Genomic DNA, 19,589 nt, shown 5'->3' on the forward strand with positions numbered 1-19,589 from the left:
AAAGGAAGCAAAGGAAGCAAAGGAAGCAAAGGAAGCAAAGGAAGCAAAGGAAGCAAAGGAAGCAAAGGAAGCAAAGGAAGCAAAGGAAGCAAACGGGCACGCAGCCTATAACCCGGCCGCGTGCGTGCCGCTACGCTCAGTAGTAGGTCTGAGCCGTCAGTTTCAACAAAACAGAGTTCAAGTCATGCATAAAGGATTTAACATTTTTCATCATAAACTCCATAAAAGTGTGAGCTATATCGCTATTTCATTTGTGATATTAGCGCATCCGGGGCATTAATCAACACTAAAGCCAAACTTTTTTTTAATCATTCAAAAATAGTTTTATGACTAATCCGGGCACAAGCCGCGTCTCACCTGGGGTGGCGATGTTGTCATCCGGCATCAAATGTTACCAAAAAACGCGTAATGTAAGCGTTCCTCATCTTCTTTCGTTCGCGGGCCGCAGGCGGAGCAAGATTGCCACCGGTCGGTTTCTCACGGTCGGTAAAAGTAGACTAGCCTTGGAGAAAGGTGAACGAGATTAGGATCGCGACAGCCATGACAGCCTATACCGCACAGGCAGTGAAGCCCCCGGCCTCGGCCTATCGCCTCTCTTTGGCGGTATTGGTCCTGGGTATTCTGTTATCCGCCCTCAGCGCGCACTGGCTCTATAACCAGATCAAAGAGAATACCGAGGCAGAATTCGCCCGTAACGTCGAGCGTGTCGCGGGCGAGGTCACACGCCGCTTCGCCCTGCCCCTGTATGGCCTGAACGCCGCCAAGGGACTGTATGAGACGTATCACCAGGTCAGCGCCAACCAATTCAGCGACTATATCCGGGCATTAGATCTCCCACGCCACTATCCGGGAGTACGCGGCATTGGCTTTATTCAACGCGTTCCACGCAATGACTTGCCACGTTTTATTCAGGCCACCCGTGACGACAATAACCCTGGCTTTACGCCGCACCAGCTGCAAGCGAATAACGCTGCGGAACTCTATTTGATCAAATATATTCAGCCATTCGCCCCCAATCAGGGCGCTCAGGGACTCGATGTGCGCTCCGAGCCGGTACGCTGGGCCGCATTGCAACAAGCCATCGACAGCGGTCTGCCGACCCTGACTGGCGCCATCCACTTGGTACAGGATAAAACGCGGCAGCCGGGCGCGTTACTGTACTTACCGGTCTACACCATGGAGACCTCGCTGTTACAGACAGCGGAGCAACGCCGGGCCGCGCTGATCGGCATCATCTACTCGCCCCTGGTGATCGCCGAGTTACTGCATAATATTCCCGAATACACCTCTGGGCGTGTAGACATCGAACTCTATGACGACTCGCACACCTTGCGCTATAACAACCTGATCTTCGACGCTGACGGCAGTAAGTTACTGGATAGCAATGCCGCTAACGCACACAACCCGCAGGATGTCGACGCGCGCGTATTTATTCGGACGATCCCGCTGACGCTGGCGGGACACACCATGTTACTACGTGTCAGCAGTACCTCGCACTTCGAAGCCTCGATCAACCACTACTCGCCCTGGCTGCTGTTCACTTTTGGCATCCTGTTGAGCGTACTATTCACCACGTTGTTACGCCAACAGATCCTCGGACGTTACCGGGCTGAACGGTTGGCGCTCAACATGACCGCCGATCTGGAGCGGCTAGCCTTGGTGGCGCGCAATACCGCCAATGCGGTGATCCTGACGGATACTCAGCGGCATATCACCTGGGTCAACGACGGTTTCGAGCGCATCACCGGGTACCGTCACGACGACGTATTAGGCAAGTCGCCCGGCCAACTGTTGCAGTGTGAGCGCACCGATCCGGCAACGGTGCTCGCCATCCGCCAGGCATTAAATCAGCAAAGGGCCTTCAAAGGGGAACTACTGAATCGCACGAAAGACGGTGTCGACTATTGGATTGAAATGGAAATCCAGCCACGCTACGACGCCAATCATGCTCTGATCGGCTATATGGCCGTCGAATCGGATATTACCGAACGCAAGAATACCCAGCATCGTCTTGAGACGGCCCTACGCGATAACGACGCCCTACTCAGCACCCTGAACGTTCATGGCATCATCGCCATCACCGATGGCCACCGCCGCCTGATCGACGTCAACGATGCCTATTGCCAGATCACCGGCTATAGCCGCGCGGCGCTACTGGGCGAATCTCCCTCGATCGTCAACTCCGGCATTCATCCGCCGGCTTTCTGGCGCCAACTGTGGGATACCTTACGCCAAGAAGAAGCCTGGCGCGGCGAGATCTGCAACCGCGCCCGGGATGGACGGCTGTATTGGGTCGATACCACCATCGCTCCTTTCAAGGACGCCGAGGGGCGGATCGAGAAATATATCGCCATTCAGTTCGATATTACCCAAGCGAAAACGCTCCAGATCAACCTGAGTATTGCGCGTAACCAGTTGCAACGTGCCACCGAAGTGGCCGAACTTGGCGTCTGGAGCTGGAGCATGGCCGACGGCAGCCTGACTTTCGATGACACCATGAACGCCATCTACGCCATCCCGCCGGCGATGCAAGATCCCCAGCGGCTATATGGCTATTGGCACACCCTGATCCATCCCGATGATGTCGCCGAAGTCGATCGTACCCTCCAGGCCACGCTACGGGCCGGCCAGGGACAGGTATGCCGTCAAGTCTTCCGTATCCACGTCAACGGCCAGGAGCGCATCATCGAATCCGCCGCCGTCGTCGAATACCAAGGCATCGGTGACACCTTGATGCTCGTTGGTATCAACCGTGACATCACCCGTCAACGTCAGGCCGAAGCCACGCTCCAGGCTGCCAAGCTCGCGGCGGAGAATGCCAACCATGCCAAGTCGGCCTTCCTGGCAAATATGAGCCATGAACTGCGCACCCCACTCAACGCCATTCTGGGGATGTTGACCCTCCTGCTCAAGTCGGGTCTGACCCACCGCCAGGCAGACTACGCCACTAAGAGCGAGGCGGCGGCGCGAGCACTGTTACACCTGCTAAACGACATTCTGGACTACTCCAAAATCGAGGCCGGCAAAATGGAGCTGGAGGCCGCCCCCTTCAATCTCTACGCCCTGCTGCAAGATCTCGCCGTCATCCTCGCCAGCAACTCGCACAACAAACCCGTCGAGGTATTGTTCGATATCGATCCGCGGCTCCCGCGCTGGCTGATCGGCGACAGCCTGCGTCTGCAACAGGTGTTGATCAACCTCGGTGGCAATGCCCTCAAGTTTACCGAGCAGGGCGAAGTGGTGCTGTTCATTCGCCAAATCGCGCAAGATGGCCAGCGCGCCACGCTGCACTTCGGCGTACGCGACACCGGTATCGGCATCGCGCCGGAGAAACAGCGCCTGATCTTCAGCGGCTTCTCGCAGGCCGAGGCCTCCATCACTCGCCGTTTCGGCGGCACCGGTCTAGGCTTGTCCATCAGCCAGCGCTTCGTCGCCATGATGGGCGGCACGCTGCAACTCGAGAGTGAGCCGGGCAAAGGCAGCCTGTTTCACTTCACGCTGACCCTGCCGCTGGCTGCCGAGCAACACAGCGAGGACGAACAACGCCGCCAGGCCTTGTTAGGCCTGCATGTGCTGATGGTGGATGACAATCCCACCGCGCGCAGCCTGCTGCATCAAATGGCCCAGAGTCTGGGCTGGCGGGTCGACAGCGTGGAGGATGGCGAACAAGCGCTGGCACGGATCGCCCAACAACAGGAGATCGGCGCTCCCTATGCGGCGGTATTTATCGACTGGCTGATGCCGGGACTCGACGGCTGGCAGACGATCCAACGACTCCGCGCCGCGCTACACGAAAAACAGTTGCCACTCTTGGTGATGGTCACCGCCAACGATCGCGAGTGCCTGCTGCAACGCAGCAGTGAGGAGCAAGGGCTGCTCGACGGCTTCCTGTTGAAACCCGTCACCCCCTTGATGCTACTGGACAGTGTCGCCGGCGCGCTGCATGAACGGCAGAGTCTGACACAGCGCGCACCGCCGCCCGCCGTCCCGCACAGCGGTAAGCTGCTGCATGCGGTGCGCATCCTGGTGGTCGAGGACAACCTGAATAACCAACAGATCGCCCGTGAGCTACTGGAGGATGAGGGCGCCATCGTCAGCGTGGCGTCACATGGACAGGAGGCTGTCGATCGCCTGAAAGCCACGCCACAAGGCTTCGATCTGGTGTTGATGGATCTCCAGATGCCGGTGATGGATGGCATCAATGCCACCCAATATATTCGCGGCCATCTCGCGCTGCATACCCTACCGATCATCGCCATGACGGCTAACGCCATGGTCTCCGATCGCCAGGCCTGCCTCGCGGCCGGCATGAACGATCACATCGGTAAACCCTTTAATCTGCGTGAGCTGATTCAGACCATCCAGAAACATCTGCTCACGCCTCCGCCCGCGCTGCCACCGGCGATGGTGCCGAGCACACCGTCACCGTTATCCGCCCCCTTAGAGCAACTTGCCCAACGCCATGGCATCGCCCTACGCGGCGCACTCGCGCGCTTAGAGGGGGATTTGACGCTCTATCATCACCTGTTGCGCCTATTCCTGGATGAGTTACACGACTTCCCGGCGATGCTGGAGCGCCACATGGCCGACAACGATCTCGCCGCAGCGACCCGGGCGTTGCACTCGCTGAAAGGATTGGCCGCCCAACTCGGCCACGACGCGCTCTTTACTCAGGCACGCGACGGCGAGTCCCGTCTACGGCAGGTCGACGCAGGCAACCTGACGCCGGCCATACGGGAGTGCGTCGCCGACATCAACGCGCTCTGCCGCCGCCTGGAGCCCCAGTTACGCGCCTTCAGCCAGCACCTCGCCGACCAACTGCCCCCTGAAGCGTCTACAGCCATCCCCGCTGCGGCGCTTCCTCCACTGCACGAGCAGGTGCAACAACTGCTGATCCTGCTGGAAAACAGCGATATGGCGGCGCTGGAACAGATGCGCCAACTGGCGACCAATCCCGCTGGGGGGACGCTAGGCGAAACCCTAACGGCGCTGGAGGCCGCCATCAACCGCCTCGACTTTACGCGTGCCCAAAGCCTATGTCGTGACTATCTGGCCAATGCGCAGCGTGCCGAAAAGGAGTGTGACTGATATGCTGACCCCCTATAGTGCCTTTAACCTGCCTGGCCGTGAACGTCCTCGTCTATTAATCGTCGACGACGAGCCGCTCAACATTCAGCTTCTCTATCAGCTGTTCGCCGACGATCACACCGTGTTTATGGCCACTAACGGTCAGCAAGCCCTCAACATCTGTCTCAATCAACACCCCGATCTGGTGCTATTAGATATCGAAATGCCGGACATGAATGGGTTAGAGGTTTGTCGACGACTCAAGGCGACGCCGCAGACCCAAGACATTCCGGTGATCTTCATCACCGCCCATATCGACGAGAACAGTGAAACCGCCGGCCTGCGCGCAGGCGCGGTCGACTTCATCAGCAAACCGATCAATCACAACATCGTGCGGGCGCGGGTCAACACCCATATGTTGCTAAAAATGCAGTCGGATCTACTGCGTCAGCTTGCCTACCTAGATGGTCTGACCGGGGTCTATAACCGGCGTTATTTTGACACCCAGTTCAGCCAAGAGTGGCATAATATCCAACACGCCCCGAAACCGCTGAGCCTGATCCTGTTCGATGTCGATCACTTCAAGGACTATAACGATCGCTACGGCCACCTGCGCGGCGACGATGCCCTACGTCAGGTCGCGGCCGCCCTGCGCGGTGCCTTGACCCACCCCGGCGATCTGGTGGCGCGTTATGGCGGCGAGGAGTTCATCTGCCTGTTACCCGCCACCGCCCTGAGCGATGCGCAGGCCTGCGCAGAACGAATGCGCAACGACATCCTGGCCCTTAGTATCGCGCATGCCGGCGGCGCGCCGCTGCCGTTCCTTACCGTCAGCGCTGGCGTATGCTGTGTCACCCTGGCCGGCCAGGCGCAAGCCGCGGACTTTCTGCAACAGACGGATCGCCTGCTGTATCAGGCAAAGCAGCAGGGGCGTAACCGCTGTTGCGCGGCGTCGTTCCCTGCGCAGGCTTAAGTATGGGATGCCACGCGCCCCCTTTTTTCACGCCCCTCCACGTCAACGGCGAGGATGCGCGTCGCGGTACGCCCCTGACAGTCCGCGTCCCCGCAGGTCATCCGCGATGGCATCGCGTCGATATTGGTTAACCAAATCACGCTAGAATGATTAATTTGGCATACCAATATTACATTCATGATTAATATCACATCTTAATGTTTATTTTTTATGCACTATCGCCGCATCGCTGACGATGTGGAGACCCGCCTGATTGCCCTTTGGCAAGGCCATAGCCCTACCCTAGACATCACCAAACCAACAATGACATAACAAAGAGATTACTATGAAAAAGATCAAGAATTTTCGGTGGTATATGATCTTGCTGGTCTGCTTCATCACCATCATTAACTACCTCGACAGAACCGCGCTCGGCATCGCGGCGCCCACGATTATGGCGGACACCGGGATCAGTAAAGAGCAGTACTCCTGGGTGGTCAGCGCCTTTCAGTTGGCCTATACAATTGGTCAACCAATCATGGGATTTTTTATTGATACCATCGGCCTGAAGCTCGGTTTCTTCATCTGCGCCATCGTTTGGGGGCTAGCGACGATGGGCCATGCATTGACAGGGACCTGGCAAGGATTAGCCTTTATGCGCGGCCTCATGGGGTTCAGCGAAGCCTCCGCCATTCCTTCCGGCGTCAAAACGGCATCGACATGGTTTCCAGCCAAAGAGCGCGGTATTGCCACCGGGGTCTTCAATATGGGTACCTCATTTGGCGCCATGCTGGCACCGCCGCTGATTGCCTGGTGTATTCTGTTCCACAGTTGGCAATTCGCGTTTATTGTCTCCGGTAGCCTGGCTATCGTCGCCGCCTTCATCTGGTATGCCTGTTATAAAGATCCCAAGGAAGCCAAGCGCCTCTCCGCGGAGGAGCGTCGTTATATCGAGGCCGGGCAAGAGGCGTTTCTACAGTCCGCCAGCCAAGAGAAAACGTCGGTTCGCCATATCATCACGCAGCGCAACTTCTGGGGGATCGGCATCGCCCGTTTCTTGGCCGATCCGGCCTGGGGAACCATTAACTTCTGGGTGCCGATCTTTTTTGTGGAGACCCTGCACTTCAGCCTAAAAGAGATCGCCATGTTTGTCTGGCTCCCTTTTCTGATGGCCGATCTCGGTTGCCTGGCCAGCGGCTTTGTGGCCAAGTTTTTCAATGACCGAGGCGTCTCGCTGATCAACGCACGCCGCATCACCTTTACGCTGGGCGCGCTGCTGATGACCACTATCGGCCTGGTCAGTATTGTGGAGAATCCCTATATCGCGGTGCTACTGATTAGCATCGGCGGCTTCGCCCACCAGCTGTTGTCGACGGTCGCCGCGACGCTGGGGGCGGATTTGTTTAAGAAGAACGAGGTAGCGACGGCCGTAGGAATGGCCGGTGCCTGTGCCTGGTCCGGTCAGCTCATCTTCAACCTGTTTATCGGTGCCTTCGTCAGCATCATCGGCTTCGGCCCCTTCTTTATCGCCCTGGCCGTATTCGATCTGATCGGTGCCCTGGCGCTCTGGCTGCTGATCATCGACCGCCAACCGCAACCTGATGGCGGCGACATCACACTGGCTGAATCACGCTAAAATCCCGCAGGGCCGGCTCGCTGCCGCCCTGCGCATCCGGGCTTAACGGCTCAGGATCCGAATAGAACGGATCCGATCGTTAAATCCGGTCGCGTCCTGCTCCCCACCATGACGGGTGTAGTAACCGCCACTGTAGTCACGACCCTCGTAGAAACGCACCGTCCATCCGCGCGGAATGGAGAAGGAGGAGATACGATCGGCGAAGCCATAGTCCGCCAGATCGGGAATGTCCCGATCGATGCGCAACGAGGCACCACGCTGCCAGGTGTCTTCATATACCACCAATTGCGCCGCGCCCTCACTCGCCGGGCCCTCTAAACGGGTAGTGGTGCAGACCGCCTCCTTAGTCCGGCAGAACAGACTGCCTTCCCCTTGGCCGCGTTCGCAACGCTGTCCCACTTTGTAACGGGCGATCTGCTCGCTCCACCCGGCATCAGCGTAAACATTGTTAAACGGTGTCAGCGTGCAGATATAGATCTGTCCGCCGGCGCGGCTCTCCCCGCGGTAACCAGAAAAATTATCGACATGATTGATAACGAGAGAGGCATCGGCACAGCCTCCCAAGGCCAACAATGATGCCGCACATAACGCTTTAAAACTCGCTGCCATCATACCCTATCCGCTAAAACGTGTTATTATCCGTGCCCCCTAGGCGCAGCGCGCCCGAGGAGCCGCCATAGTAGCCGATAATGTCATCCAGGCCATTGCGGCATCGTCTGATTTTCTGCCGCTCCCGCGCAAGCGCAGGAACGGGAGGTCAGCCATGCAACCAGGCGGGCAGCCAATCGCCATGCGCAGCGATAAGGTCGTCCATCAAGGCATAGATTTCATCAAGACTCAGCACCGCTGCCGTATGCGGGTCAAGCAACGCGGCGTGATATACCCGTGCGCGATCCTCCGTCAGCACCGCCTCGATCAGCAGCGTCTGCACATTGACATTGGTCTGCATCAACGCCGCCAAGTGTGACGGTAAGGCGCCGACATGCGTCGGCTGGATCCCGTTGGCATCCACCAGACACGGCACCTCGACACAACAGCCTGCCGGTAGATTATCGATCAGGCCATCGTTACGCACATTGCCGTAAATCACGCTCGGCTCGCCAGTCCAGATAGCATTCATGATGCTACTGGCATACTCGCGCGAAGGACGCACCTCGATACGCTCCGCCGCCTGATAAGCCGCCAGTTCACGTTGCCAGTTCGCCAACTGCTCCACACAACGGCGTGGGTACTCATCCAGCGGGATCTGGTAGCGCGCGATCAGATCCTCGCGCCCCGGCTTAATAAACCAGGGCGTGTACTCGGCGAAATGCTCGGAAGACTCGGTGACGAAATAACCGAGTTTTTGCAAAAGTTCATAACGCACGATATTCGGACAACGCAGATTACCATGAATATTCGGCAGCGGCACACGCCCCTGACGATAGGCCTGCAACAACTGAGGATAGAGATCGTGATAGCGGCCATCTACCCCCTTCTGCTCCAACGACAAGAAAAACGCCATATGGTTGATACCGGCACAACGGTAGCGCAAGGTCGCCGGATCGATAGCCAAATCGCGCGCCAACTCCTGCGCCGTCCCTTGCACCGAATGGCACAGGCCGACTTGCTTAATATGCGGATAACGCGCATACATCGCCCAGGTATTCATCGCCATCGGGTTGACATAGTTGAGCATCGTCGCCTGCGGGCAAACTTCACTCATCACCTCGCAGATCTGCCACAGGTGGGGAATGGTGCGCAGGGCGCGCATGATCCCGGCGGGGCCGAGGGTATCACCGATGGTTTGCCGTAAGCCGTGACGGTTACACACCTCGAAATCGGTCACCGTGCAAGGGGTATAGCCACCGATCTGAAAGGCTACCACCACGAAATCGGCGTCACGCAATGCTGGCCGTAACTCGCTATAGCAGTCAATACGCCCGCCAGCACCGCTGGAGTCCATCAACTTACGCACCACAATCTGTGACTCCGCCAGGCGCTGCGCATCGATATCCATCAAGGCGATCTCGGCCCCGCGTAAGGCTGGACGCTGAAACACATCGCCGAGAATATTCTTGACGAAAATAGTAGAACCGGCACCGATAAAGGCAATCTTGACTGTAGACATCACTGTTCTCCACTCAGGCTATCAATGGCGCTATCGTGCCAGTACACGGGGAGCACAGGCGTCCGCATTCCCTGAAAGGAACTCCCGTTTTGTTAGATTACGTGCTATAAACCACTAAATCTGATTTTTTGGGAATCATTGCCGAATAATGCAGAGGCGCGCCACGCCAGGATCGGCGTAAGGTAGCCAGCAACACGCAGCGGAAAAGCCGCCCCCAACGGCGCCGACAGACAGATTCAGGGAGAGCCCATGCCGGACACCTCACATGCCGCACCGATGTGTAATAGCACCGATCCGCAGCCACACAGCCCGCTGATGCTCTATTCGGCAGCACAGCGCCTCGAGGTGACCCTCTGTACGCCGCACGTCATGGCAAGCAACCATTGGCACGGTCAGTTGGAGATCAACCTGCCCTTCGATGACGATCTCCACTACCAGATCGACGATCGCCTGCTCACCATCCCGCAGGGCCATATGGCCCTCTTCTGGGCCTGCACGCCCCATCGACTGGTTGACCCCGGCCAATGCCGACAGATGGCGCTGTTTAGCCTGCCGATGCCGCTCTTCCTCTCCTGGCCGCTGGATCGTCAGTTGATCAATCATGTCACCCATGGCCGAGTGGTGATATCGCAACAGGCGTTATCTCTGACGAGCCAGGAGGTGTACCGCTGGCAACAGGATCTAGCCAGCACCAACCTGGCTAGACACCAATTGGCCAGCGAGGAGATCCATTTGATGTTAAAGCGCTTCAGCCTATGCGGCTGGCAGTCGTTGCAGGCCGGGCAAACGGCACAAACACCGGGCGGCGAGCAGGCCTTATCGCGCCACGCCCTGTTTTACGTCAGCCAGATGCTGAGCTATATCGCCGGCCACTACGATCGGACGCTGACGCTCGAGCAGATAGCGCAGCATGTGCATCTCAACCCTCACTATGCGATGACGCTGTTTCAGCGCGTGATGAAGATGACCCTGAAGCAATACATCACCTCGATGCGTATCAACCATGTACGCGTGCTACTGAGCGACACCGACCGCACCATCCTCGACATCGCCCTGACCGCCGGCTTTCGCTCCAGCAGCCGCTTCTATAGCACCTTCAGTAAATACACCGGCATGTCGCCGCAACAGTACCGTCGGCTGGCACGCACGGGCACGGCGCCGCGCTCGTCAACAGATTGATTTATCGCCACCTCACTTGTTTGCAGGTATAAATACTAATTTTTAATTTTTTAATAGCTATAAACACTAAAAAATCACAGTAGTTTCGAAAAAATCCACTAAACAAAGGTCATTCATCACACATAATCAACCGAACTGGCTGACACGCCTCATGCCGTTTAACATCGGTTTAATTTCAAAATAAATATGTATGTAATAATTTATTACCAACGGTAAGCGCTGATTTTACCAGCGTGTATTATAAGCCATTCATGAGATGCTGATTAAAATAGAATCCCCCCTTTCACAGCTAGGCTCAGCTATTATTTTAAGCGTATTAATGATAAGCACAGCGGATGCCGCTAGCACTTCTCAATCGGTAAAAAATACTGTCATCCTTTCTCCAGCAGAATTAACAGCACACCCTCAGATTATTTTCCAAGGTATGATCCAGGCGGTGATGAAATCAGACGCCGCCGCTGTCAAGATCTTGCTGCCGCTTTATCAGGCGCAGGCAGGGTACGATCCAACCCTGGCCACCTGGGGTAAGGCTATTTTAGCCAAAGAGGACGGTAACTATCGCGATGCCATTCGTTATTACCGCCGCGTCATCGCCAAAGAGCCACAGCTAAATATTGCCCGACTACAGCTGGCTATCGCACTGTTTCAAAATAAAGACCGCGCCTCTGCGCTACTGCAATTCAATAAACTGCGGGCCAATAGCAACGGCGAAAGAGTCAATGAGATAGTGGATAGCTATATCAAGGCGATACAGCAGAAAGACAGTTGGTCATTCAACGTAGGGGTTAACTATATTAATGAAAGTAACATTAATAATGCGCCGGGAGATAAGGTAAAAATTGGTCAGTGGCAGGCGGAAAAACGGCAAAGCGGACAGGGTTTCTCTTACTATCTTAGCGGCAGTAAGACCTGGTCATTACCGGAGGGGGTGTTCAGCGAGATCCGTACGCTGACCTACGGGAAGTATTTCACCAACAATCATCGCTACGATCAGGCGACGGCCCGCCTGAGCCTAGGTTTGGGCCTACGCGACATCGACGCCTCCCTGCTGCTGCTGCCCTTTATAGAGCGCGAATGGGCATCGGATAATCAGGCGCCCTCCCTTGCTAGCGAGGGAACCTCGCCGGGGCTACGAATTGAATCAAAATACCGTCTAAGCCCACGCTGGAAAATCGACGTTGAGGCTGAGAAAAGTCACACTACAAATAAACGCCGCACCCAGCGTGACAGTAAAAACCATCTACTGTCAGCGACGCTCTATTATTTCCCCAGCCCCGAACAATTTTGGTTTTTGGGCGGTGACTACCAACGTGAAAACGTTGCACGCAAGAGTTTAGCTTTTCAGAAAATAAAGTGGCGGGGCGGCTGGGGAAATGAGTGGCCGGGCGGCATATCCAGCATCATGCAGATAAACTACGCCAATAAGTTTTACGATAGCGCTGACTTCTTCGGAATTCAGCAAAGAAATAAAGAGTACGGCGCCCTGATAACGCTCTGGCACCGTGACATTTATTACTTTGGTATCACGCCAAAGATCAACCTGTCATATTTTAAAAGTGACAGCAATCATCCATTTTACGAATACGATAAAAAAATGGTCTTTCTAACCTTTAGTAAGTTTTTTTAACGATAGGGATAACTATGCAACCTCGCTATAGCGCACTCTTCTTACTCTTATCTTCTACGCTGTTGACCGCCTGCGGCGGCGGTGGCGCTGGTGGCGATGCCGCGTCAGCGCAGGCCATCGCGCCGGCGGCACCTGTCCCCCAACCGCTCGCAGCGACGGCTCCCGCCGCCCAGCCTCTCGCACCCGCGCCGACGGCACCCGGCGTTCCACCCGCGACGCCCCCTGCCGCCCCCCCGGCCGCCGCCTTCGGTGAGCAAGGCACAGTATACCAGGCGCAACTGCGGGAGATCGGCCGCCACGACGCCATCAATATATACGGTTTTAACGCACTCAGCCCCGACAGTGAGTTCACCGTTAAGGTGGAAGGAACCGATATCGCTATCGACGTCACGCCCATCACCCAGCACCATGAAAAAGATAGCCGCGTCATTAACGATCAGAAAGTCCTGACGCTGCGCGATGCCGATGGCAACCTGGCGGGTTACTATGGCCATGTGCACACCTATACCCACCGCGAGACGGCGCAGGATGAAAGCGAGCAGGATCAAACAACCACCAGCCTGGTCTACGCGGTCAATGCCAGCGAAAGGCACCGTCCTGAAACTCAAGCGGACTATGTGGGCACCCTGTTTTATAACCACTTCGATATCCCGCGTGAGGCCGCTATCCGCCTGCACTATCAGGACAATAAGATCACCGGCGATATCAAGGGCACCGGTCTAGCCCGCGATATCGACTACGTTATCCGGGACGATGGTGACAATACCGTGAGCGAAGAGGGAACCTTCGGCGCCAGACTGCGCCATGTCGACGCGCAGCGTAACGCGGTTAACGGCCACCTGATCGGCGGCTTCTATGGCAAAGAGGGCGAGGTCGCCGCTGGCGAGGTCAAATTTATCGATGACTATAGCGTAGAGCGCGGCGGCGTCTTCGGCGCACAGCGGGTCAAGCGCAACTGATCCGGCCTGGGCATGGCGACACCGTCATGCCCTATGCCTCCCCATCGGCGACACGCGCCAGTTCCAGGGGGATCTCCGCCCGAGCCATCGCCCTTACCGCCGCCTCCGGCAGCCCATCGTCACTGATGATCAGCTCAAACTGTGCCAGAGGTAGGGCCAACCAGGTCGCTATCTGGCCATATTTCGTCGAGTCACACACCAATACCCGCTGACGGCTGGCCTGCGCCACCGCGCGCTTCACACACACCTTCGCCTCATCGGGGGTGGTAATGCCGCGCAGGCTCCAGGAGGAGGCCGAAATAAAGGCCTGATCGATAATCACATTACGTAGCATTGCCGCCGCCGCCTCGCCAGTGCAGGAGCGGTTCTCCCGGCACACCGCGCCGCCGGTGTGAATAATTGTGCAACTGCCGTGATCCATCAGAAAATCGGCGATCACGAAGTCATTGGTCACCACCGTCAGATCGGCTACCGCCGTCAGCTGTCGGGCGATGCTCAGCGTCGTGGTACCCGCATCCAGATAGATACAGCTGCCCGCGGCGACCCGGCCAGCCGCCAACTGACCAATGGCCTGCTTCTGCCGCTCCGCCATAGCCGTCTTGGCCTGATGTGAGGGCTCCTGGGCCAGGCGTGTCGGCGACTGAACCCCGCCGGATACCGCCACCACCGCCCCCTGTGCCTCCAGCTTCTGCACATCCCGCCGCACGGTCATATGCGAAACCTGCATACGACGGGTCAACTCCGCGATGCTTACTACCCCTTTCTCCGCCACGATGCTGAGGATCATCTGTCGCCGTTCTGCCGGGATCACCGCTACCTCCTTAGTCTGTTTGTGCCGATTTTACGCCAATTATCTTACCGCAGTGTAGCCGGGCTGGCATCGCTAGCGCACGCTCTCACAAATAATCACGAGAATGTGAATATTTGTGAGAATAGGCACGGTCATTGCGCGAAATCATGCCTATTATTCACACAAAATAACATAAACTAACTTTAAGTAACGTGGAGGACACCATGGCAACGACGACAGCCTACCGGGTTGGCGTAGTGGGGCTCGGCGCGATGGGAATGGGCGCCGCGCGCGCCTGTATCGACGCCGGACTGATCACCTATGGCGCTGATATCGATCCCGACGCCCGCCAGGCGCTGCTGCGGTATGGCGGGCGCGATGTCGCGGCCAGCGCCGTCGACTTTGCTGCGCAGCTGGACGCGGCGCTGATCCTGGTCGTCAACGCTGCGCAGGCCAAAGCGGTACTGCTGGGACAGAATGGCCTCGCGCGTCACCTGCGTCCCGGCACGGCGGTGATGCTCTCCACCACCCTTTCCGCCGCCGATGCCCGCGAGATCGCCACCGCCCTAGCGGCCTATGATCTGGAGACGCTGGATGCCCCGGTCTCCGGCGGCGCGCTCAAGGCCCAAGCCGGTGAGCTGACCGTGATGGCCGCCGGCAGCGAGCAGGCCTTCTCCCGCCTTCAGCCGCTGCTGGACGCCATCGCCTCCACGGTCTATTCCCTGGGCGACGACATCGGCCTGGGCGCCACGGTCAAGATCATCCACCAGTTGCTGGCTGGCGTACACATTGCCGCCGCCGCGGAGGCCATGGCGCTGGCGGCGCGCGCCGGGATACCGCTGGAACAGATGTACCAAATCGTCACCCATGCGGCGGGCAACTCCTGGATGTTTGAAAACCGCATGTGCCACGTTGTGGCGGGCGATTACCGGCCGCGCTCGGCGGTCGATATCTTCGTCAAGGATCTCACCCTGGTCGCCGAAACGGCCAGCGCCCTGCGCTTTCCGCTGCCGCTGGCCTCGACCGCCCTGACCATGTTTACCGCCGCCAGCAACGCCGGATTTGGGCGAGAGGACGACAGCGCGGTGATCAAGATCTTCGCGGGTATTCCCCTGCCGGGCGTAGACGTCAAGGAGGCCCCATGATCCATCTGGGCGTCATCGCCGACGATTTCACCGGCGCCACGGATATCGCCAGCTTTCTGGTGGAAAACGGCGTCGCCACGGTACAGTTTAACGGCGTACCGTCGCAGGAGGCACCGCCGATGTGCCGGGCGCTGGTCATCAGCCTGAAGATCCGCGCCTGCCCGCCCCACCAGGCGATCGCCCAGGCGCTACGGGCGCTGGCGTGGCTACAGCGCCAGGGTTGCCATCAGTTCTACTATAAATACTGCTCCACCTTCGACAGCAGCGCGCAGGGCAATATTGGCCCGGTCACCGACGCGCTGATGCAAGCCCTACGGCTTCCCTTCACCGTCCTCTCTCCGGCGCTGCCGATCAACGGGCGCACCGTCTACCAGGGCTATCTCTTTGTGATGGATAGGCTACTGGCGGAGTCCAGCATGCGCCACCACCCGCTGAATCCGATGCGTGACAGCTACCTGCCCCGGCTGATGGAGGCCCAGGCCAGCGGGCGCTGCGCCGTGATCCCGCTACAGACGCTGGCGCGCGGCGCCGACGCAACACGTCAGGCTCTGGCGGCCCTGCGCCAAGAGGGTTACCGCTATGCGGTGCTGGACGCCACCGAGGAGCACCACCTGCATATTCAGGGCGAGGCGGTGGCGGATCTGGCGCTACTCACCGGCGCATCTGGGCTGGCTATCGGGCTGGCGCGCCGCTGGGCTCACCGCACGGCCGCGCCACACAGCGCCGGCTATCCACGCAACGGACGGGCCATCGTGCTCTCCGGCTCCTGCTCCGCTATGACCCAGCGCCAGGTAGCGCACTACGCCACTCGCGCCCCCTGGCGACAGATCGAGGTCGACCGCTGCCTGACGCTGGCGGCGCGCCAGCGCTACGCCGATGAGCTAAGCGAGTGGGCACTGGCGCAGCCCGCCGCCGACGCAGCGCCGCTGATCAGCGCCACAGTACCCGTACCGCAGCTAACGCAGATCCACGCCCAGTACGGGCCACGCGCCAGCCAGGCGGTAGAGGCGCTGTTCTCCGCGTTGAGCGAACGCCTCGCCGCCGGCGGGATCGTGCGCTTCATCGTCGCAGGGGGGGAGACCGCCGGGGCGGTCTCCCAGGCGCTCGGCGTTAGCGGTTTTTACATCGGGCCCAGCATCGCCCCCGGCGTGCCATGGGTCAACGCGCTGAATAAACCCCTTTCGCTGGCGCTGAAGTCCGGCAACTTCGGCACCGAGGCGTTCTTTAGCCATGCTCAGTCGGCGTTTCCCGTATGACACAGAGCACAGACGCCATGCAGACCCAGCGCACTGAGATGGTTCAGCTCGCCGCCTCGCTGTTTCAGCGCGGCTACGCCACCGGTGCCGCCGGCAACTTGTCGCTGCGCCTGGCAGACGGCAGCCTGCTCGCGACGCCCACCGGCGCCTCGCTGGGGCAGCTGTCAGCGCAGCGTCTGTCGCACCTACGCGCCGACGGCGTATGGCTCGACGGCGACAAGCCCACCAAGGAGCTGCCTTTCCATTTGGCCCTATACCGGAACAGCCCGCGCTGCCAGGCCGTCGTCCACCTGCACAGCCCCTGGTGTACCGCCCTCTCCTGCCTGGAGGGCTTGGATCCACGCAACGCCATCCGCCCCATTACCCCTTACCTGGTAATGCGGGTGGGGGATGTCCCCGTGGTGCCTTACCACCGCCCCGGTGACGCCCGACTGGCCGATGCGCTGGCCGCGCTGGCCTCCGGCCACCGCGCCTTTCTGCTGGCTAACCATGGCGTCGTGACCTATGGCGACAGCTTGCAGGAGGCCGTTAACAACGCCGAAGAGCTTGAAGCGACAGCCAGGCTGGTTTTCATTCTGGCCCGTCACCCCATCCGCTATCTGAGCGCTGAGCACATCGCCCAGCTGAGGAGCTGATCATGCCGCGTTTTGCCGCCAATCTATCAACGATGTTCTGTGAATACCCTTTTACAACACGCTTTGCCGCCGCCGCTCAGGCGGGGTTTCACGCCGTGGAGTTCCTGTTCCCCTACGGGTATCCGGCGGCCGATCTCCGTCGCCTGCTGGACGACCACCGTCTGACCCTGGCGCTGTTCAATACCCCACCGGGCGACACGAACGCGGGGCAGTGGGGGCGGAGCGCGCTGCCAGGGGCCGAGGCCGCCGCCCGCGCCGACATCGATCTCGCGCTGAGCTATGCACAGGCGCTGGCGTGTCAGCGAGTCCATGTCATGGCGGGCGTCATTCCGCCGGGTGAGCGCCCAGCCGACTGCCGACGGGTGTTTATTCGCAACCTGCGCTATGCCGCCGACCGCTTCGCCGAGCACGGCAAACAGATCCTGGTGGAAGCCCTCAGTCCCAGCGTCAAACCCGGCTATCTGTTTTCCAGTCAGTACCAGGCACTGGCGATCGTCGATGAGGTGGATCGCCCCAACCTCGCCATTCAACTGGATCTCTTCCACGCCCAGCGGGTCGACGGCAACTTAACCCAACTGATCCGGGACTATGCCGGACGCTATGGTCACGTCCAGATCGCCTCGGTGCCCGATCGCCACGAGCCGGACGAGGGAGAGATTAGCTACCCGTGGCTTTTTAACCTGCTAGATCAGGTGGGTTACACGGGCTGGGTCGGCTGTGAATATACCCCGCGCGCCGAGACGCTCTCCGGGCTGAGCTGGCTCAACGCCCTGCGCTAACCGCGCCCCGCGGGGTATCGATCCCCGCCCACCGGCCGTCGCCGCGCGGCCATCACCACTGGAGGCCGACAGCATGCCAACTATCGCGCTACTCTCCATCGCCCTGCTCGGGGTGCTCCTGTTACTGTGGCTGGTCATCCGTCTGCGGGTACAGCCCTTTGTCGCCCTGCTGCTGGTCAGCTTGCTCGTCGCGCTAGCCAGCGGTATCCCGCCCGGCGAGGTCACCAAGGTGATGATCGCCGGCATGGGAGGTGTCCTCGGCTCGGTCACCATGATCATCGGCCTGGGCGCCATGCTGGGCAAAATGGTCGAGCGCTCCGGCGGCGCAGAGTCGCTGGCCAACGGCTTCAGTCGCCGTCTGGGGCCGAGCCGCACCGTCGCCGCCCTGACGCTGGCGACCTTTTTCCTCGGGATCCCGGTATTCTTTGACGTCGGCTTTATCATCCTGGCCCCCATCATCTACGGCTTTGCCAAGGTCGCCCGGACATCGCCGCTCACCTTCGGCCTGCCGGTGGCTGCGGTGATGCTAACGGTACACGTGGCGCTACCACCCCATCCTGGGCCGGTCGCCGCCGCCGGGTTGCTGGCGGCGGACGTCGGCTGGCTGACGCTTATCGGTCTGGCGGTGTCCATGCCGTTGGGCGTCATCGGCTACTACGCGGCCAAGCGGATCAGCCGGCGCCGCTACGCGCTCTCCATCGAGGTGCTGGAGCAGATGCAGCTCACCCCCGCCGCCGCAGGCGGCGCCCCAGCGCAGTCCGAGCGTATCAATCCACCGAGCGCCACACTGATCGTCGGGCTCATCGTGGTGCCCATCGGGTTAATCATGATCGGCACCGTCTCGGCGACGCTGATGGCGGTCGATCACCCCCTGCACGGGACGCTACAGCTGCTGGGCGCCCCGGCCACAGCGCTGATGATAGCTCTGCTGCTGGCCTTTTGGCTGCTGGCGCTACGCCGCGGCTGGAGTCTGCCGCATACCGGCGACGTCATGGGCAGCGCGCTGCCGACGGCGGCGGTCGTGATCCTAGTGACCGGCGCCGGCGGCGTCTTTGGCCGGGTGCTCGTCGAGTCCGGCGTCGGCGGTGCCCTGGCCACTACGCTACACGCCATGGCACTGCCGCTGCTGCCCGCTGCCTTCATCATTTCACTGGTGCTGCGCGCCTCGCAGGGGTCGGCGACCGTCGCCATCCTGACCACCGCCGGCCTGTTGGCGGAGGCCGCCGCCGGGCTCGATCCACTACCGCGTGTGCTACTCACCCTGGCCGCCTGCTTCGGCGGACTGGGCGCATCGCACATCAACGACTCGGGGTTCTGGATCGTCACCCGCTATCTTGGACTGTCGGTGGCCGACGGTCTGAAAAGCTGGACGCTGCTGACCACCCTACTCGGCTTCAGCGGGTTTATCATCATCTACGGGATCGGGCTGGCTATCGGCATGTGATGCGCCGCTG

General features: G+C 59.4%; 15 protein-coding genes. 12 read left to right on the forward strand and 3 right to left on the reverse strand.

Annotation, left to right across the window (positions count from 1 at the left end; translation table 11 throughout):
- From EHO01S_RS18775 to EHO01S_RS00490, 4 genes are all read left to right on the forward strand, one after another.
- Positions 1-280: hypothetical protein (locus EHO01S_RS18775; RefSeq protein WP_035370139.1), on the forward strand; the 280-nt coding region annotated here is incomplete at its 5' end.
- 260 nt (positions 281-540) lie between these two features.
- On the forward strand, positions 541-5,088 hold the full coding sequence (locus tag EHO01S_RS00480; RefSeq protein WP_024522108.1) for a CHASE domain-containing protein: 4,548 nt from the start codon (positions 541-543) through the stop codon (positions 5,086-5,088).
- Positions 5,081-6,040: a diguanylate cyclase domain-containing protein gene (locus EHO01S_RS00485; RefSeq protein ID WP_024522109.1), complete on the forward strand. Its 960-nt coding sequence runs from the start codon at positions 5,081-5,083 to the stop codon at positions 6,038-6,040. Before EHO01S_RS00480 ends, EHO01S_RS00485 begins: the two co-directional genes overlap by 8 nt.
- A gap of 325 nt (positions 6,041-6,365) precedes the next feature.
- Positions 6,366-7,655, forward strand: a complete 1,290-nt coding sequence (locus tag EHO01S_RS00490; RefSeq protein WP_024522110.1) for an MFS transporter — start codon at positions 6,366-6,368, stop codon at positions 7,653-7,655.
- A gap of 42 nt (positions 7,656-7,697) precedes the next feature.
- Here the strand turns inward: EHO01S_RS00490 and EHO01S_RS00495 are convergent, their stop codons facing one another.
- Together EHO01S_RS00495 and EHO01S_RS00500 are read right to left on the reverse strand one after the other, a co-directional pair.
- A complete protein-coding gene (locus EHO01S_RS00495; protein ID WP_024522111.1) occupies positions 7,698-8,267 on the reverse strand; it encodes a beta/gamma crystallin-related protein in 570 nt (189 codons plus the stop codon).
- Positions 8,268-8,412: 145 nt separating this feature from the next.
- On the reverse strand, positions 8,413-9,768 hold the full coding sequence (locus EHO01S_RS00500) for an alpha-glucosidase/alpha-galactosidase (protein ID WP_024522112.1): 1,356 nt from the start codon (positions 9,766-9,768) through the stop codon (positions 8,413-8,415).
- Between the two features lie 246 nt (positions 9,769-10,014).
- On the opposite strand from EHO01S_RS00500, the gene melR reads away from it, so the two are divergent.
- From melR to EHO01S_RS00515, 3 genes are all read left to right on the forward strand, one after another.
- Positions 10,015-10,944 (forward strand): transcriptional regulator MelR, encoded by a 930-nt coding sequence (gene melR, locus EHO01S_RS00505; protein WP_035370141.1) that lies wholly within the window; start codon positions 10,015-10,017, stop codon positions 10,942-10,944.
- Positions 10,945-11,200: 256 nt separating this feature from the next.
- Positions 11,201-12,571 carry a surface lipoprotein assembly modifier gene (locus EHO01S_RS00510; RefSeq protein ID WP_024522114.1) on the forward strand — a complete coding sequence of 457 codons (1,371 nt, stop codon included), beginning with the start codon at positions 11,201-11,203 and terminating at the stop codon, positions 12,569-12,571.
- 14 nt (positions 12,572-12,585) lie between these two features.
- Positions 12,586-13,530 carry a transferrin-binding protein-like solute binding protein gene (locus EHO01S_RS00515; RefSeq protein WP_024522115.1) on the forward strand — a complete coding sequence of 315 codons (945 nt, stop codon included), beginning with the start codon at positions 12,586-12,588 and terminating at the stop codon, positions 13,528-13,530.
- Between the two features lie 31 nt (positions 13,531-13,561).
- On the opposite strand, the gene ygbI is transcribed toward EHO01S_RS00515, so the two are convergent.
- The gene (gene ygbI, locus EHO01S_RS00520; RefSeq protein ID WP_024522116.1) at positions 13,562-14,341 is read right to left on the reverse strand and encodes a DNA-binding transcriptional repressor YgbI; all 780 of its coding nucleotides are present in this window, start codon (positions 14,339-14,341) and stop codon (positions 13,562-13,564) included.
- A 203-nt stretch (positions 14,342-14,544) separates the two neighbouring features.
- On the opposite strand from ygbI, the gene ltnD reads away from it, so the two are divergent.
- The 5 genes from ltnD to EHO01S_RS00545 all read left to right on the forward strand — a co-directional run bounded on the left by ltnD (position 14,545) and on the right by EHO01S_RS00545 (position 19,579).
- Positions 14,545-15,465, forward strand: coding sequence for an L-threonate dehydrogenase (ltnD, locus tag EHO01S_RS00525; protein ID WP_024522117.1), 921 nt, complete (start codon positions 14,545-14,547; stop codon positions 15,463-15,465).
- Complete coding sequence (gene otnK / locus EHO01S_RS00530; protein WP_024522118.1) at positions 15,462-16,721, forward strand: 3-oxo-tetronate kinase; 1,260 nt, start codon at positions 15,462-15,464, stop codon at positions 16,719-16,721. Before ltnD ends, otnK begins: the two co-directional genes overlap by 4 nt.
- A complete protein-coding gene (gene otnC, locus EHO01S_RS00535; protein ID WP_024522119.1) occupies positions 16,718-17,356 on the forward strand; it encodes a 3-oxo-tetronate 4-phosphate decarboxylase in 639 nt (212 codons plus the stop codon). The genes otnK and otnC overlap by 4 nt, the downstream gene beginning before the upstream one ends.
- 2 nt (positions 17,357-17,358) lie before the next feature.
- The gene (locus EHO01S_RS00540; protein WP_024522120.1) at positions 17,359-18,135 is read left to right on the forward strand and encodes an HPr family phosphocarrier protein; all 777 of its coding nucleotides are present in this window, start codon (positions 17,359-17,361) and stop codon (positions 18,133-18,135) included.
- 73 nt (positions 18,136-18,208) lie between these two features.
- Entirely contained in the window at positions 18,209-19,579 is a 1,371-nt protein-coding gene (locus EHO01S_RS00545) for a GntP family transporter (RefSeq protein ID WP_024522121.1), read from the forward strand.
- Positions 19,580-19,589: the final 10 nt, after the last annotated feature.

The organism is Edwardsiella hoshinae NBRC 105699 = ATCC 33379 (assembly GCF_000474215.1).
GTDB lineage: Bacteria > Pseudomonadota > Gammaproteobacteria > Enterobacterales > Enterobacteriaceae > Edwardsiella > Edwardsiella hoshinae.